We start from the raw sequence: 14,273 nt of genomic DNA, 5'->3' as shown, positions 1-14,273 counted from the left end.
GTGATTTCTCCTCGTTTGGATTGCGTCGCTGTAAGCTATTGGCGAGTTGGAAATCAACCCAATTCAGTAAGCCAAACCCCATGCTGGGCCATGTTCCTCTGCTAAGTTCAAACTTGAAGGCTGCGTTGAAAAATACCACGATTTAGGTCACACCACAGCCTTAGAAGCTAGAAGTTGATTAGCTAGTAGGCTCTTTTGCCTGAACCAGACTGCTCCAACAGCGTTATTCCATTGGTCATTGGCAACTGACTTGTTGCTCCACATTCCTCACACCCACCAATCTTTCAAGTTAGAGTCTCGGTTAAACGCATGATTTGCAGACGTTGCTTGCAGCTTCGACGATGCCAACGGACTCGGCCATCGTTTTTGCAGCAGCCTGCTGCGCTCAAACTCACCTGTTCAATTGAGATTGATAAGCGATTGGACGCAGACTCAGCCACACAAGTTTCATCCAATAGTGTTAATCAACCTACAGCGAACCTCCTCAGGATTCTGAGGTGGAAATCCTCCAAATGTACCGGTTGTCTCAGCTGATTGGCTAATGTTGCCCAGGCTCGCTGTTGGATTCGAGAGTGTCTGATTCAACGCGATCGCCTTGCAGCCCAACGGTTTCAGTCAAGGGTTGAGTCTGACCTGCTGCCAACGCCAAGTCTGCTGGCTCAGTGGCTGAGGCATCCGGGCCATTTTGAAACACCAGCCGCAGCAGAGGAGGCGCGACAAAGGTGGTTAGAATCACCATCACGATGATGGCTGCTTCTAAAGATTTAGACAGGACACCACTCGCTGACCCTACGCCAGCAAAGACCAAGCCCACTTCACCCCGCGGAATCATGCCAACTCCAATGGCTAGCCGATTAATGTTGGGCTGACCAAACACTGTTAATCCGGTGATGACTTTACCCAGGATCGCCACCACGATCAAAAAGGCTGCCATAATCAACCCTTCTCGATTACTGGGAATCGCTGGATTGAGGACACCGATATCCGTTCTAGCACCCACAGTGACGAAGAAAATCGGCACTAGCATGTCGGCAATGGGGATGACCTGTTTTTCTAGCTCACCACGTTTTTCTGTCTCTGCCAGAATCAAGCCTGCCGCGAATGCCCCCAAAATGGCTTCCAACTGGATTGCGGCTGCAATGTAGGACAAGATGAAAGCAAAGATTAAGGCGGAAATCAGCAGTTGGCCGCGGGTCTTCAGTTGGTTGACCAAAGAGACAAAGAAGGGGCTGAGAAAGCGGCCCAGGAGAATCGAGCCTACTAGGAAGACTGTGGCGCTGATAATCAGATAAATTACATTTGTGACTTCAATTTCTCCGGTTTTGGCGAGGCTCGCTACGACCGCCAGAACAATGATGCCAAGCACGTCATCCAAGACCGCCGCGCCGATGATAATCTGGCCTTCACGGGAGCTGAGGCGCTGAATCTCTGCCAAAACTCTCGCGGTGATGCCAATACTAGTAGCGGTTAGAGCTGCCCCAGCAAAAATTGCGGGTATCGTGGGCACACCAAAAATGGTGATAAGCCCAATTGTGCCTGCGGCAAAGGGTGCAGCTACTCCTACCACAGCCACCACTGCTGCTTGAGGACCCACCCTAATCAGTTCTTTCAAGTCTGATTCCAGACCAATTTCAAACAGCAAAATCACAACACCCAGTTCCGCTAGGACCGAGACAACTTCGCTCTGAGCGGAAAACAGGCTCGCGATCGCTTCCGAACTCAAGCCTGTGGTCATTTGGATGAAATTCATAATTACGGAGGTGGAAGCATCGGCCCCACCTTCCGGAAAAACCAACAAATGTAGGGCCGAGACACCCACGACAACACCGCCCACCAGCTCTCCTAAAACTGGCGGTAAGTTAATTCGAGCGCAAAGTTCACCACCAATTTTGCTAGCTAAGTAAACAACAACTAAGCTCAGCAATACTCCTGCTAGGACGAGAGCACTACTCTCCGTTTCCGCTGCCGTTGCCAGCAAGGGAGCAGGAGGAACAAAAGGCATGGAGAAGATGGAGGAGGCTACCCAGGCAGTTAAATCAGCCATTGCTTCCGCAGAACTCATTTTGTCTAATGTACAGGTTTCTTTACAGAATTAATCTGCTCTAGGCTAGGAGTCCTGCCAGAAACGCTGGATTTAGACAAACACGCGATGCTGCAAGGAAGGCATTTGACGACGGACTTGGTCTAGACGCGCAGGTTCAATCGAGGCGATCGCAATCCCTGGTTTATCTCCCGCATCCGCTAAAATCACGCCCCAGGGGTCGATGATCATGGCATGGCCGTGTGACTGCCGTATGCTGTTGTGGCGACCTGTTTGGGCGGGTGCAACCACATAACAAGTATTTTCGATCGCTCTAGCTTGCAGCAAAACCTGCCAATGGTCTTTGCCTGTATAGGCTGTAAATGCGGCGGGCACAAAAAGCACTTCCGCACCCATCTGAGACAAATGCCGATATAGTTCTGGAAAGCGTACGTCGTAACACACCGACAGCCCAATCTGGCCCAGCTCCTTAGAAGGATGGATGGGCGGCACCCGCATGCCTGCGAGTACACTGCTAGATTCGCGGTAGGTGTTGCCGTCTGGTAGGTCAACGTCAAACAAATGTGCCTTTTCGTAGCGAGCCAACTCTTGCCCACTCGGATCAATCAACAAGGCTGTGTTGTAAACTTTGCCATTGCCGACGGGAACCGGAAACCCACCGCCCAAGATGGTGACTTGAAAACGCTGAGCCATTGTTTTGAGGAATTTTTCGCTCTCAACGGCGATCGCTTCCGCTTGATCCAGCTTGGCGTCCTCATCTCCTAAAAAGGAAAAATTTTCTGGCAACCCGATTAATTCTGCGCCCTGCCGCACTGCAAGGTCGATCAGTTCTTCTGCCTGCACTAAATTTTTTTCCAAATTAGGCAGACTATTCATTTGAATGGCGGCAGCCAGATAAGACTTCATAGATGTCGCTAACAAAGATGCAAGGTCAGTAATGTGAGCTAGAACCAATATTGTGGCCTATATCCATCTTCCCCTGCAAAGTCGCATGGTTTATCACCTTTGGGTTTGACTGCAACGATTCTTAGCTTGCCGCGTCTTTTTGCTGCATTTTTTGGGTCGTAATTCCTAAAGCCAGTACTTAGGATATTTTCTGTCTTCTGCCAGGTTATTAAATACGACCGCGCACAACACCAGCAAAATCGAGCCTGTCAGTACTGGGGTAAAGAAAAATTTCCAACTTGCCCCTGTCATGATGATCACGAGTGGGTCAGCTCCGGCGGGTGGATGCAGCGTATGAGTCAACTGCATACAACCGATCGCGGTCGCTACTGCCAGCGCCATCACCCAAGCCTCCGAGCCAAACAGATGCAAGCAAGCCAAGCCAATCAGACTCGCTAAACAGTGGCCGCCCACGATGTTACGCGGTTGCGCCAAAGGGCTTTCAGGCGCTGCAAAAGCTAAAACACAGGTGGCTCCAAACGGCGCAATCAACATTGGAGCTTGAGCGATCGCAGAACTATATCCGGTGGTGGCGATCGCTAAGAAAGCGCCCAACCATGACCACAACACATATTTATAATTCGGCTGCGGCAGTTGAATGGGTGTTCCCCGCATTTTGCCAACATAGTTGTTCCAGCGCTGAGGCCATCGCTTGACCCGAACAAACCGCCTGATGTTATTTGCCTTAAAACGCCGTGGGGGTGAAGCTTGTAATGACTGATCTAGCTCTACTCTACGCAGGTTGGGAAAGTGGCTTTTCATAGGGGAGTCGTGTAAGCCCTTGTCTATGGGGACAGGTGATACACAAAATTTGATGATGAATTGTTCTGTATGTTACAGATTTTTGAGCAATAAGGCAATAATACCTAGCACAGAGAGCAGCGCAGAGAGCAGCGATCGCAGGTTCCCAAGCTCTAACCTTTTCATCCTTTATCCTTCATCCTTCCCCTTTCCTCCAATACCTTGCCCGCCGCCAAAATTCCGCGACTCTCGCTTCCCATTCTTGCCAGTAAGCACTGAGGGCTTCTGAGTCAAACCAAAATAATTCGGCTGCCAGGCCAGGGAGAGCCACAACTAACAATCCGTGCGCCAAGTTTAGTTCGTGGTCTTGATATAGCTGATTAGCTGCGCCTAAATAGGCAACTAACTGTAAGGGATAATCGTACAGCCGCTCTATGGTTTGCTTTGGTTTATCTGCCGTTTTCCACTCACAGACACAGGGCACGCCTTGATAGCTAGCAACACAGTCTACCTGTCCGGCGTAACCCAAGTCTTCATGAAATACGAAACCTTCGACTAAGCGAATCTGGTGAATTTCCTGCAACACGGGTGCGACACTGTCCCAGTAAGGTTGCACGGTTTCTGAGCAAACCACTGCTTCACCGGACAAATAACGCTGGATTTGCTTGTGGGTCCCCGTCCCGCGCCGACTTGCGGCCCCAGAAATGCGAGTGGCTTCGGCTGCCCCCACGCGATCGCGCCAATTTGCTAAAGCTTCGCGATGAGCCTGGGGTTTAGTGGCATTGAGAATGGTGGTGACACTCGGCAAACGTCTACCTTGGGCATTGACATAATATTGTTTGCCGTTTTCGCGTACCGTTTTGGCGGTGTAGTGAGGAAGTCGCTGCGATTCCAAGGACATAGATCAAGAGCAAACGCTTTATTCTAGAAGTTTGTAGCCTCTGGCGCTCTAATCCACTCGTCCCATTAGTTGGGCGATCGCCTTAATTAGATAATCAGGCTCGATGGGTTTGGCGACATGCTGTTGGAAACCAGCCGCTAGTACTTGTTGCTGATTTAACTCTCCCGCATAGGCGGTTAGGGCGATCGCGGGAATAGTGCCACCTTGCTCGGGAGGCAGCGATCGCACTTGACGAATCAGCATATAACCGTCCATTTGCGGCATGCCAATGTCGCTCAAAAGCAAATCATGTTGAGCTTGGCTCAGCGCTTGTAAGGCTGCCCCCGCAGAACCTACAGCAGTGACGGTTGCTCCAGCTTGGCTCAAGATGAACTCCACCACTTCTCTGGTGTCGGCATCATCATCCACCAGCAAAATTCTCAAGGCTGTTAGCCAGGGTTGCAGGCTGAGAACGGCAGCATCTCCAGGCAGCAGTTCATGCTGATCTCTTTCCTCGACTTGCCACAGCGGTAGGCGGATGACAAATGTGGCTCCTTGCCCTTCTCCGGCGCTAGCGGCTTGAATCATACCACCATGCAGTTCTACTAAATGCCGAGCGATCGCCAGTCCTAGACCTAAGCCGCCGAAGATGCGAGTGGTCGTGCTGTCTGCTTGGCGAAAGTAGTCAAAGATATAAGATAGAAATTCTGGGGCGATGCCGTTGCCTGTATCACTCACACGAATTTGGGCTTGACTCCCTATTTGTTCTAGCTTCACTTCTACTTGCCCGCCTGCGGGGGTGAACTTTACTGCATTGGACAGCAAATTCCAAACTACTTGTTGGAGTCGGTTTTGATCCCCTAAAACTTGACCGACGCCGTCCTCGAAGAAGGTGTGAATGCGAATCGATTTGGCTTCTGCTGCCAGACGGACTGTTTCGATCGCAGCGGCAATCACAGCCACTAAATTCACGGGATGAGCCGTCAAGGTCAGCTTCCCTTGGAGAATCCGAGAGACATCGAGCAGATCTTCGATGAGTTGAGTTTGCAGCTTGGCATTGCGCTCAATGGTTTCTAGGGCTAAATCCACTTTGGCGGGTTCTAGCTTGCCACCTCTCAGTAACTTGGCCCAGCCCAAAATGGGATTCAGAGGGGTGCGTAATTCGTGAGAGAGCACCGCCAAAAATTCGTCTTTGATGCGGTTAGCTGCTTCTGCTTCTGCGCGTAGGCGCTTCTGCTCCTGATATAGCTCGGTTGTGCCGATGGCTGAAGCCGACAAGTTAGCCAAGGCCATCCCCACTCGGATTTCGGTATCGTGGAATGGGTGGGGTTGGTGGTAATAAAACACCAAAGTCCCAGAAGTTTCTCCATGAATTTTTAGCGGTAGTACTAGGAGCGCCATGATTCCTTCTTGGCGATAGCCCGCTTTGCGCATTTCTAGGAGGGGCGACTGTTCTACATCCTCGATCACAAATGGTTCGTCTGGCATCGTAGGTGTAGCAGTTGTCACCTGAATCACAGATTGCTGGTAAGCCTCAGACAATCCGGCGGCTGAAACAACTTGCCATTTGTTTAGGGAGGGTAAGAAACGCCAGACCGCATAAGCATCGGCAGCAATTAGATTGCAAGACAGGTCTAGAATCTTAGGCAGCAGTACCGTCAGCTCTAGAGAACTAATTAAGGTGCTAGAAGCTTCGACCAATAAAGTCAGCTTTTGCTCAACGCTTTGCTGGAGCCGCAATCCTGCTTCTCGTTCTTGCAGGGCGGCTTGGGCGGTTTGATAGAGACGAGCATTATCTACGGCGATCGCGGCTCGTTGCGCTAAATCTTCTGCCAAAACCAGATCTACTGTGTTGTACTGCCACTTTGATTCAGCCGTTGCGAAGGTAATCACGCCTAAGACGCGATCGCGAGCAATCAGCGGCACCACCATTGCAGATTGGCAACTCAAACTCCGCAACAGCTCTAAATGTTCAGCGTTCTGAGCATAAGCAATCAACATCTCCTCAGAGATATGAGGGATCAGTTCTGAGGCTCTCATTCGCACTGCATAAGCAGGGCCAGAAGAGGCGTGAGTTACGGGAGGATAACGCTGATTTAGCTGCCAAGCTTGGGCTACTTTCGTGGCATCGAGGTGGGCAATGGCTAAGCGTCGCAAGGTCCCGTCTTGATTTAAGACATCCACCAAACACCAATCAGCGATCGGCGGGACGGCGAGTTGAGCCACACTTTCCAAGGTCGCTTCGTAATCGAGAGAACTAGCCAGAACTCGGCTGGCTTCTGCTAAAAATGCGGCTCGTCTTTCGGCTGATTCTGCGACTGTCCGAGCGGCCTGCTCGCGCAACAGCAGTTGTTGGCGCTCAGCCTCTGCTTGCTTTAGTGCCTGGGTATGCTGATGCAAAACCTCCAGTTCATGATTTTGCTGCCGTAGTGCTGCAATTTCGTCGAGGAGTTGCTCTCTGGTTTTGTCTTCATCGTTCATCAGCAAATCTTGGTTGAGATTGCTCTCAAACACTAGGAACCAAACACTAATCGCCAGTCACAGTAGCAGACTTGAGGGCTTCCATAGATGCTGTGGAAGTTTCAGTCGGCTGAAGCGGAGTGACTTCCGTCAACCTGCCCTGTAGATGGTCGTGCGACCGCGAAACCTCAAAAATTTTGCCATCTATATCTAAAGTTATAGAAGCACTCCGGATGATTGGAAGCACCATTTAGAGCAAATTCCTTAAACTTAAGCTAGGCGATCGCTCTTGAGGTGCTGCTAAGGGCGATCGTACAAGTATCTAATTAACTCCCTGGGCCTAGCATTCATACTTCGTAATTCTTTGGCCAAGAGTAATGTACCTTCTGGTAGACGGCGCTGCTTCCTAAGACACCGTAGGATTCGTGTCAAAAGGATATTGATACCGCTGTTATCGATCGCGCTGCTGGTTGTATTGATCAAAGCCTGCAAAGTCTCACTAGAATCACGAGGAAATGGGTATGCAACGAATTCTTACCGCTATTGGACAGTTTGTTCGCAGTAGTCTAGTAGTGATAGCGCTGGTTGGCTTACTGAGCTTATCGAGCCTAATCATTTCGCAAGCTAGCTATGCGGGCGACGCAAACGTACCTAACTTCAGAGCTGACCAAGCCAACCCATCTAAGGCAGAGAAGCAGTCGGTTGAAAAGCGTGAGCAAGCTTATAACAACGCTACCAAAGTCGCTAAAGATTCCAGTGCTTTGGAGCAAGAGTACGAAAAAAATCTAGAGTCCTATCAAGAGCATCAGCCAAACTCAGGAATTATCAAAGGGGCAAAGCAGTTAATTGAAAAAGTGACGGGTAACGACTAGAAGTAGATAGAATATTTTGCTTGCCCAGCGGAAATCTATTTGCTGAATCCTGCCAAAGTTATTTATTTCAACCACTGACCTAAGTTCTTAAACTAGCCTGATCTCCCCATCCAAATTTCAGAAACTGGATGGGGTTTTCTTATGTCTAAATCAATGGCTCTGTCGCCAGCCGTAAGCTGATGGAGTGTACCTCTCACAAACTATTTAGGCTTGCAATATTTCAGGCTCAATAATCTCTGCCATTCTGTCCTGAGCCTGGTTAGACTGAGCGTTAAACATAAGTTAGACCTCAAAACTACTAGCACTGTTCTTCTATTGGCAACTCCCTAACCCTTACTTAAAACTCTATGAATTTTTTGCGTCGGTTTCAGAGTCTTGATAATCAATTAAAAGCCGTCTTAGCGACTGTTGTGATTAGTGTGGTGTGGCTGGTTTACGCCGTAACAACCATCCAACCTGGAGATGCTGAGATTCTGGCGAATCAACCTCAGCAAATTGCGATCGCCCAAGTGCCACCTAGCCAAATGCGACCCTCTGATAGTCGAGCTAGCATTCAGTCTAGTGTCATTGTGCCTACTGTCCCGCTGCCAGCTTCCCCCACCGTTCAGCCAGTGCCGCCGCAAGTCTCTCGGCCCGTTCGCTCTCAACCCATTCGATCGCAGCCTGCACCTCCTGCTTCCGCTCAGCCACCGACAAGACTCCCCGCAGTCCCGGCTTATCAACCCAGAGAACTGGTCGCTTTTGCAGATCCCACAAATTATGGAGAGCGAGTGCTCAAGGATGTGTACGGTCGTTCTGCGGCCCATGCACCGATTGTCGTGCTGCATGAAACTGTCAGCTCGGCGAACAGCACGATCTCATTCTTTCAAACTCCACATCCTAGAGACGAAGACCAAGCAAGCTACCACGCCTTAATTACTCAGGATGGGACGATTGTGTATCTCGTTTCCCCTGATAAGCGAGCTTTTGGGGCAGGCAACTCGGTGTTTAATGGCCCGAATGGTCCAGAGGCGGTGAAAACGCATCCTAAATTTCCACCCTCTGTCAACAATTTTGCTTACCATATCTCCTTAGAAACGCCTCCCGATGGTCGTAATAACGGCAACCGTCACAGCGGTTACACAGTCGCCCAATACGAATCGCTGAGTTGGTTAGTCGCAAGAGCCGCTGTGCCCGAATCGAGGATTACCACCCATCAAGCAGTCGATCGCTCCGGATCTCGCAAAGACCCCCGCAGTTTTAATCAGCAAACGTTCCTGACGCTGCTGCGTGCTTACACTCGACCCGCTCTGACGGCTCCTACCCCACGTAGCTAGTTAAAGCTCACCGAGCGATCTTCCAGAGTTAGGCGATCGCCTGATTGGATAACTGGTTATATACCTGCTTAAAACTGAAACACGGCTCTCACCATGCCTCCGAAGACATCATCATTCTCTGCATTGTGGTTTGAGCAAGGACAGTAGACCGAGTAGAGTAGTCGCGATCGCTGCATCTTTGAGGCACTTGATTGCGATTGAATAAACAAAAACCTTTATAAGGCAATAGTTTGAATCTTCTCAAGCTAGAGGCTCCACCAATCGGCAATGCTAGCCTAGCCTTAGTTCACAACTAGCCTTCATGCTTTACTTTATTGCTGCCTGGACTGTGTTAAGTATGGCTTGCTGGCCGATTGGTGTAGCTCTGCTAAACCTATTGCAGGCAGACTGTTTTGAGCGATCGCCCCATCGCCCGATGGCAGCACTTTGGTTGGGTTTGATAGTTCTGGCAGTAGCATTGCTAGGCACCTCTCTTTTATTACCCTTATCTCCTGTAGTCGGTGGGTTCGTTACCGTTGCTTTAGTTGCTGCTTCCCTCTTACCGCGATCAGCTCGTCAAGAAGTTGTAGCCTGGCGGGTCAATCTATCACCTCGGCTAATTTTAGGAATTTCAATCCTTGCCTTGGCGATCGCGGCTATTACCACTCGACAGGTTACTTGGATCGATACTGGCATTTATCACTACGGCAGCATTCGTTGGTTGTCCGAATTCGGTACAGTACCGGGTCTAGCACTGTTGAAAAAGCAGTTCGGTTTTGCTTCATCTTGGTTTGCTCTAGCGGCTCCTTTGAATCCCGTGGGTTTAGGAGGACGCGTTAGCGCTTTGCCTAATGGCTTTGCCATACTTTTAGCCGTATTACATTTCTGGGTCAGTTTGACTCGAAGCTTCACAACTCAGGCTAAGCTCAGCGATTGGTTTGCCACCTTGTTTTTTGGCTTAGTGCTGCCACCGCTGTTGTTTACCCACTTGCTGTCAGTCATTTTGGTATCTCCCTCGCCAGACATCCCCGTCATTTTTTTAACGGGAGTCGTAGCTTGGAGTATTTTAGTGATTTCTGAGCAACGAACCGATTCTGTGAATGCAGGGCCAAAAAGTATTTTAGAGCCTGAACTAATTCCGCTGATTTTGGCCGCTGGAGCCGTCACAATTAAGCTGACTGCATTGCCAATTTTATTAATTGCTAGCTTGTTTTATCTAGTAGCTAAGCGCCCCAGCTTCAAGCGGTTACTAATGGGTGGTGCGGTTTTGGGAGGTCTGCTACTACCCATGCTGCTATTTAGCCTTGTGACTTCTGGATGTCCGCTTTATCCCTCTACTTTCCTCTGCCTTGATTTGCCCTGGTCCCAAACGGTGCAAGAGGCAAAGCAACTGGCCGAAGTGACGCGTGGGTGGGGGACTTGGTTTGGTTCAGCTCCTACCGGAGTTTCTGCGACTTTGTGGCTGTTTTGGCAGTGGTTCAATGCGATCGGCTCTAGCAAGTTAATTGTTTTACTAATTGGGCTTTCGATCGTTTCCATGATTTATGTCTTTCGAACTGTCATCTCGCAACAAAATCAGGGACAACTTTGGGTGTTGGGTTTAGCTGTAGTTGGCACCAGCTTCATGATGTTGCAGTCTCCCCTCTTAAGATTTGGGATTGGCTACGTGGTGCTTTTACCTGTCTTGTCCGTTGCCATTTTGTTTCATACCAAGCTACAAAACCGTTGTATTGAGCTGAACAAACGCTTTACAGCTAACCCACACCGCCAAAAATATCGGTGGCAATCTTGGGTGTTGTTGTGTTCGGGCACCTTAGTACTCGTGGCTTTGAGTCAGCCCCCAGTGCGATCGCGTCTTGTCTTACCACCTGCACTGCCTAAGACCAAATTGACACAACAACAAGTTAACAATGTTGTTTATTTCTCGCCTCAAAACTCCAAGGGAGCTTGTTGGGCCGCAGAGATACCTTGCTCTCCACAGCCTGCTAAGAATATATGGCTACGTGATCCTGCCCGTGGTCTTCCCGAAGGATTCGTACGCAGGCCTGAAGTGCTTCCTAGCTCAGTAAATACCGCACCGTAAGGATTTAATCACAACTTTACATACTGAAGAAGTATTCCAAAGAGCTTGAAGCTATGAATCAGTAAGAGCCTAAGCAATTTTTCCCCTCAGTATGTATGGCTAGGCATATTTCCTTTTAATAAACTTTCAGTAGCAGCCCTGTGAAACTCTAGAGCTTAGTGCCAAAGTTATTTCTATCAGCCCTGATAGGACTACAGAGCCTCACCCTATCGGTAGATTTATACCGAGGTCGGAGATTCAGTGATTAAGTCCCAGAATTCCTAAAAATTTAACGCGAGAACTCTACCCCTTAATGGAAGTTTCGGAGCAGGGTTGGCCTGTGCCAGAATTTCTGATGCTTTCGGGTTTAGCTACAGTCTCAGCGTGGACAAGTTGACTGTGAACACTGACTTTGCTGGAGTATTACCTGGATGATCGCCGCGAAAGTTTTGAGAGATGCTATAGATTCTGAAACCGTCTGCTTCGGAACGAGAGCTAGGCAAAATTTTGTGATTTTAGGGGGTGGTCTTGCAGGTCTGGCCGCAGCTCAGGAACTCCTAAAGCGAGGCTGCAAAGTCACGCTGATTGAGCAAGGTGCTGAAGTGGGAGGACTCGCACGAACCTTCGAGCAAGATGGCTTTCGCTTCGATATCGGTGGGCATCGGTTTCACAGTAACAATCCCACGGTTGTGCAATGGCTCAAAGATTTATTAGGCAAGGATTTACGAGTAGTACCTCGCACTAGCCACATTTATTTAAACCAGCAATTTGTTAACTATCCGATTCAACTGCCGGGAGCGCTATCCATCTTTTCGCCGCTTAAAGCAGCCCAGATGGTGTTTAGTTACCTAGTAACTAAATTTACTGAAAAGACTCGTCAGGATATTTCTTTTGAAGATTGGGTAATTAAACGCTACGGTCGGGCACTGTACGAAGTATTTTTCCGACCCTACACCGAGAAAGTTTGGGGTATTGCCTGCGACCAGCTCTCTGCGACTTGGGCTTCTCAACGGATTGGCATTCCTAGCCTATGGCGAATGGTGAAGCAGGCGATCGCTCCAGCTAAAGAAACGCCTGCCACTGCCATCTCTGAGTTCTATTACCCACGCGCTGGGTTTGGCATGATTCCGGATGCCTTGCGGCGCAACATTTTGGCGATGGGCGGCACGATTCACACCCATACTTCTTTGCTGAGCTGCACACCCCTCACTCAAGGTTTTGAAGTTAATGTTCGTCATCAAGACGGCACCACGCTGACCTTGAAAGCAGATCAAATTGTTTCTACGATTCCACTCAACTCCCTACTGCAAGCGATTCCCGAAGAGCTTGGTAGCCAAGAGATTTTACAGAGTTACAACTTGGAGTACCGAGACATCATTTGTTTGTTTGTAGCGCTCAAACGCCCACAAGTCAGCCAGGATAGCTGGACCTACTTTCCCATGAAAGACCTAATTTTTGGTCGCACTCATGAACCCAAAAATTGGTCGCCAGAAATGGTTCCTAGCAATGACTACACCTCTCTGGCGATCGAAATTTTTTCCAGCCGAGGCGAACCCACTTGGGAAATGTCGGATGACGCCATTCTGGACAAGGTGATTGAGCAAATGCATCAGATTGGTTGGATCAGCAAAGCGGATGTGCACAAAAGTTGGGTGTTGCGGGTTCCTTACGCTTATCCGGTTTACCGAGTTGGATACGAACCAACCCTCAGCAAAGTCAAAGACTACCTCAACCAGTGGGATAACCTGCATCTGGCAGGTAGAACTGGCTCGTTCCACTACATGAATAGTGACGGTGTAATTGAAGATGTGTTCCGCTTAATTGAAAAGTTATTTCCAGAAGGGGCGGCGCAAGTGCAGCCTCTGTCTACGGCTGCGGGTCGCTGGATGTAGGGGCACAGATGATCATGCGACAACCAGCACCACTCAAAGGCATTTCTCACCCGTTTCTTTCCATCGTGGTTCCGGTCTACAACGGTGGTGAAGCTTTCCAGGCTTGCTTAAGCGCCATTACACGATCGCACTTCCAAAATTGGGAACTGATTGTAGTTGATGATGGCTCTAGCGATCGCTCTGCTCAGATAGCCTCCGAGTTTGGAGCCACTGTGCTCAGCACTCATCAACCACAGAGCGGCCCCGGATTTGCTCGCAACGTCGGGGCTCAGGTGGCTAAAGGTCAATATCTTTGCTTTATTGATGCTGACTGTGAAGTCAGCAGCCAAACGTTAAACCGTCTAGCAGAAGTTCTCCGCAAGAATCTCACGCTAGACGCTGTGTTCGGCTCTTATGATGATGCCCCCAAAGCCACCAACTTTGTAGCTCAGTACAAAAACTTACTGCATCACTATACCCATCAAACCGGATGTGAAGATGCTTCCACTTTTTGGGCAGGCTGTGGCGCAGTGAAGCGTTCTACCTTTTTGGCCTTAGGAGGATTTGATACTCAACGCTATCCTCGTCCCAGCATCGAAGATATTGATTTGGGTTATCGTATCAAGCAGGCAAGCGGCAAGATTCTTTTAGCCAAACAAGTACAAGTGAAACATCACAAGGCCTGGAAGCTTAACAGCCTGATTAAAACAGACTTGTTCGATCGCGGTATCCCTTGGACTCAATTATTGCTCGATAGTCGTTCTGGGATGGCTAACGATCTCAATCTTCAAGTTTCTAGCCGTCTTAGTGTTGTGGCAGTTTATTTGCTTCTGTTGCTAGGGCTGAGCAGTTTTTATAGTCCTCAGGCTGTGTGGGGACTTTTGCTGGTGGCGATCGCCCTTCTCATTCTGAATCAAGACGTATATCGCTTTTTCAGACAAAAGCGGGACTTGAGTTTCACACTAAAAGCAATTTTGATGCACTGGCTCTATTACATCTATAGCGGCCTTGCTTTTCTAATAGGAAATTATCTGCATTGGCAAGAGCAACTCGGTAAGGACCGAGCTGTGACTAAAACACTTTTTGATCATTAATTAATCTTTTAA

The 14,273-nt window shown here is 49.2% G+C and carries 11 protein-coding genes; 5 read left to right on the top strand and 6 right to left on the bottom strand.

The window, feature by feature from the left end; genetic code table 11:
- Window positions 1–538: 538 nt before the first annotated feature.
- From H6F72_RS11145 to H6F72_RS11120, 6 genes are all read right to left on the bottom strand, one after another.
- A complete protein-coding gene (locus H6F72_RS11145) occupies window positions 539–2,044 on the bottom strand; it encodes a cation:proton antiporter (protein ID WP_190435100.1) in 1,506 nt (501 codons plus the stop codon).
- 90 nt (window positions 2,045–2,134) lie between these two features.
- Window positions 2,135–2,947 (bottom strand): carbon-nitrogen hydrolase family protein, encoded by an 813-nt coding sequence (locus H6F72_RS11140; RefSeq protein ID WP_190434786.1) that lies wholly within the window; start codon window positions 2,945–2,947, stop codon window positions 2,135–2,137.
- A gap of 165 nt (window positions 2,948–3,112) precedes the next feature.
- Window positions 3,113–3,748, bottom strand: coding sequence for an HPP family protein (locus H6F72_RS11135; RefSeq protein ID WP_190434784.1), 636 nt, complete (start codon window positions 3,746–3,748; stop codon window positions 3,113–3,115).
- Window positions 3,749–3,923: 175 nt separating this feature from the next.
- Window positions 3,924–4,628, bottom strand: a complete 705-nt coding sequence (locus H6F72_RS11130; protein WP_190434781.1) for a PD-(D/E)XK nuclease family protein — start codon at window positions 4,626–4,628, stop codon at window positions 3,924–3,926.
- 48 nt (window positions 4,629–4,676) lie between these two features.
- On the bottom strand, window positions 4,677–7,088 hold the full coding sequence (locus tag H6F72_RS11125; RefSeq protein ID WP_190434776.1) for an ATP-binding protein: 2,412 nt from the start codon (window positions 7,086–7,088) through the stop codon (window positions 4,677–4,679).
- Window positions 7,089–7,134: 46 nt separating this feature from the next.
- A complete protein-coding gene (locus H6F72_RS11120; RefSeq protein WP_190434774.1) occupies window positions 7,135–7,317 on the bottom strand; it encodes a hypothetical protein in 183 nt (60 codons plus the stop codon).
- Between the two features lie 271 nt (window positions 7,318–7,588).
- On the opposite strand from H6F72_RS11120, the gene H6F72_RS11115 reads away from it, so the two are divergent.
- From H6F72_RS11115 to H6F72_RS11095, 5 genes are all read left to right on the top strand, one after another.
- Window positions 7,589–7,939 carry a hypothetical protein gene (locus tag H6F72_RS11115; protein ID WP_190434769.1) on the top strand — a complete coding sequence of 117 codons (351 nt, stop codon included), beginning with the start codon at window positions 7,589–7,591 and terminating at the stop codon, window positions 7,937–7,939.
- A gap of 347 nt (window positions 7,940–8,286) precedes the next feature.
- Window positions 8,287–9,255 carry a peptidoglycan recognition family protein gene (locus H6F72_RS11110; protein ID WP_242016882.1) on the top strand — a complete coding sequence of 323 codons (969 nt, stop codon included), beginning with the start codon at window positions 8,287–8,289 and terminating at the stop codon, window positions 9,253–9,255.
- A 301-nt stretch (window positions 9,256–9,556) separates the two neighbouring features.
- Window positions 9,557–11,317, top strand: a complete 1,761-nt coding sequence (locus H6F72_RS11105) for a hypothetical protein (RefSeq protein ID WP_190434767.1) — start codon at window positions 9,557–9,559, stop codon at window positions 11,315–11,317.
- A gap of 410 nt (window positions 11,318–11,727) precedes the next feature.
- On the top strand, window positions 11,728–13,188 hold the full coding sequence (locus H6F72_RS11100) for an FAD-dependent oxidoreductase (RefSeq protein ID WP_190434765.1): 1,461 nt from the start codon (window positions 11,728–11,730) through the stop codon (window positions 13,186–13,188).
- 14 nt (window positions 13,189–13,202) lie between these two features.
- On the top strand, window positions 13,203–14,261 hold the full coding sequence (locus H6F72_RS11095; RefSeq protein ID WP_190434763.1) for a glycosyltransferase family A protein: 1,059 nt from the start codon (window positions 13,203–13,205) through the stop codon (window positions 14,259–14,261).
- Window positions 14,262–14,273 lie beyond the last annotated feature (12 nt).

Source organism: Trichocoleus sp. FACHB-46 (genome assembly GCF_014695385.1).
Lineage (GTDB): Bacteria > Cyanobacteriota > Cyanobacteriia > FACHB-46 > FACHB-46 > Trichocoleus.
The sequence above is the reverse complement of the archived record's forward strand: the minus strand, read 5'-3'. Positions and strand labels throughout refer to the sequence as shown.

Bases quoted from the DNA above. Each gene is read 5' to 3' on its own strand.
- H6F72_RS11145 (WP_190435100.1), bottom strand. From the start codon at position 2,044: ATGGCTGATTTAACTGCCTGGGTAGCCTCCTCCATCTTCTCCATGCCT.
- H6F72_RS11140 (WP_190434786.1), bottom strand. From the start codon at position 2,947: ATGAAGTCTTATCTGGCTGCCGCCATTCAAATGAATAGTCTGCCTAAT.
- H6F72_RS11135 (WP_190434784.1), bottom strand. From the start codon at position 3,748: ATGAAAAGCCACTTTCCCAACCTGCGTAGAGTAGAGCTAGATCAGTCA.
- H6F72_RS11130 (WP_190434781.1), bottom strand. From the start codon at position 4,628: ATGTCCTTGGAATCGCAGCGACTTCCTCACTACACCGCCAAAACGGTA.
- H6F72_RS11125 (WP_190434776.1), bottom strand. From the start codon at position 7,088: ATGAACGATGAAGACAAAACCAGAGAGCAACTCCTCGACGAAATTGCA.
- H6F72_RS11120 (WP_190434774.1), bottom strand. From the start codon at position 7,317: ATGGTGCTTCCAATCATCCGGAGTGCTTCTATAACTTTAGATATAGAT.
- H6F72_RS11115 (WP_190434769.1), top strand. From the start codon at position 7,589: ATGCAACGAATTCTTACCGCTATTGGACAGTTTGTTCGCAGTAGTCTA.
- H6F72_RS11110 (WP_242016882.1), top strand. From the start codon at position 8,287: ATGAATTTTTTGCGTCGGTTTCAGAGTCTTGATAATCAATTAAAAGCC.
- H6F72_RS11105 (WP_190434767.1), top strand. From the start codon at position 9,557: ATGCTTTACTTTATTGCTGCCTGGACTGTGTTAAGTATGGCTTGCTGG.
- H6F72_RS11100 (WP_190434765.1), top strand. From the start codon at position 11,728: ATGATCGCCGCGAAAGTTTTGAGAGATGCTATAGATTCTGAAACCGTC.
- H6F72_RS11095 (WP_190434763.1), top strand. From the start codon at position 13,203: ATGCGACAACCAGCACCACTCAAAGGCATTTCTCACCCGTTTCTTTCC.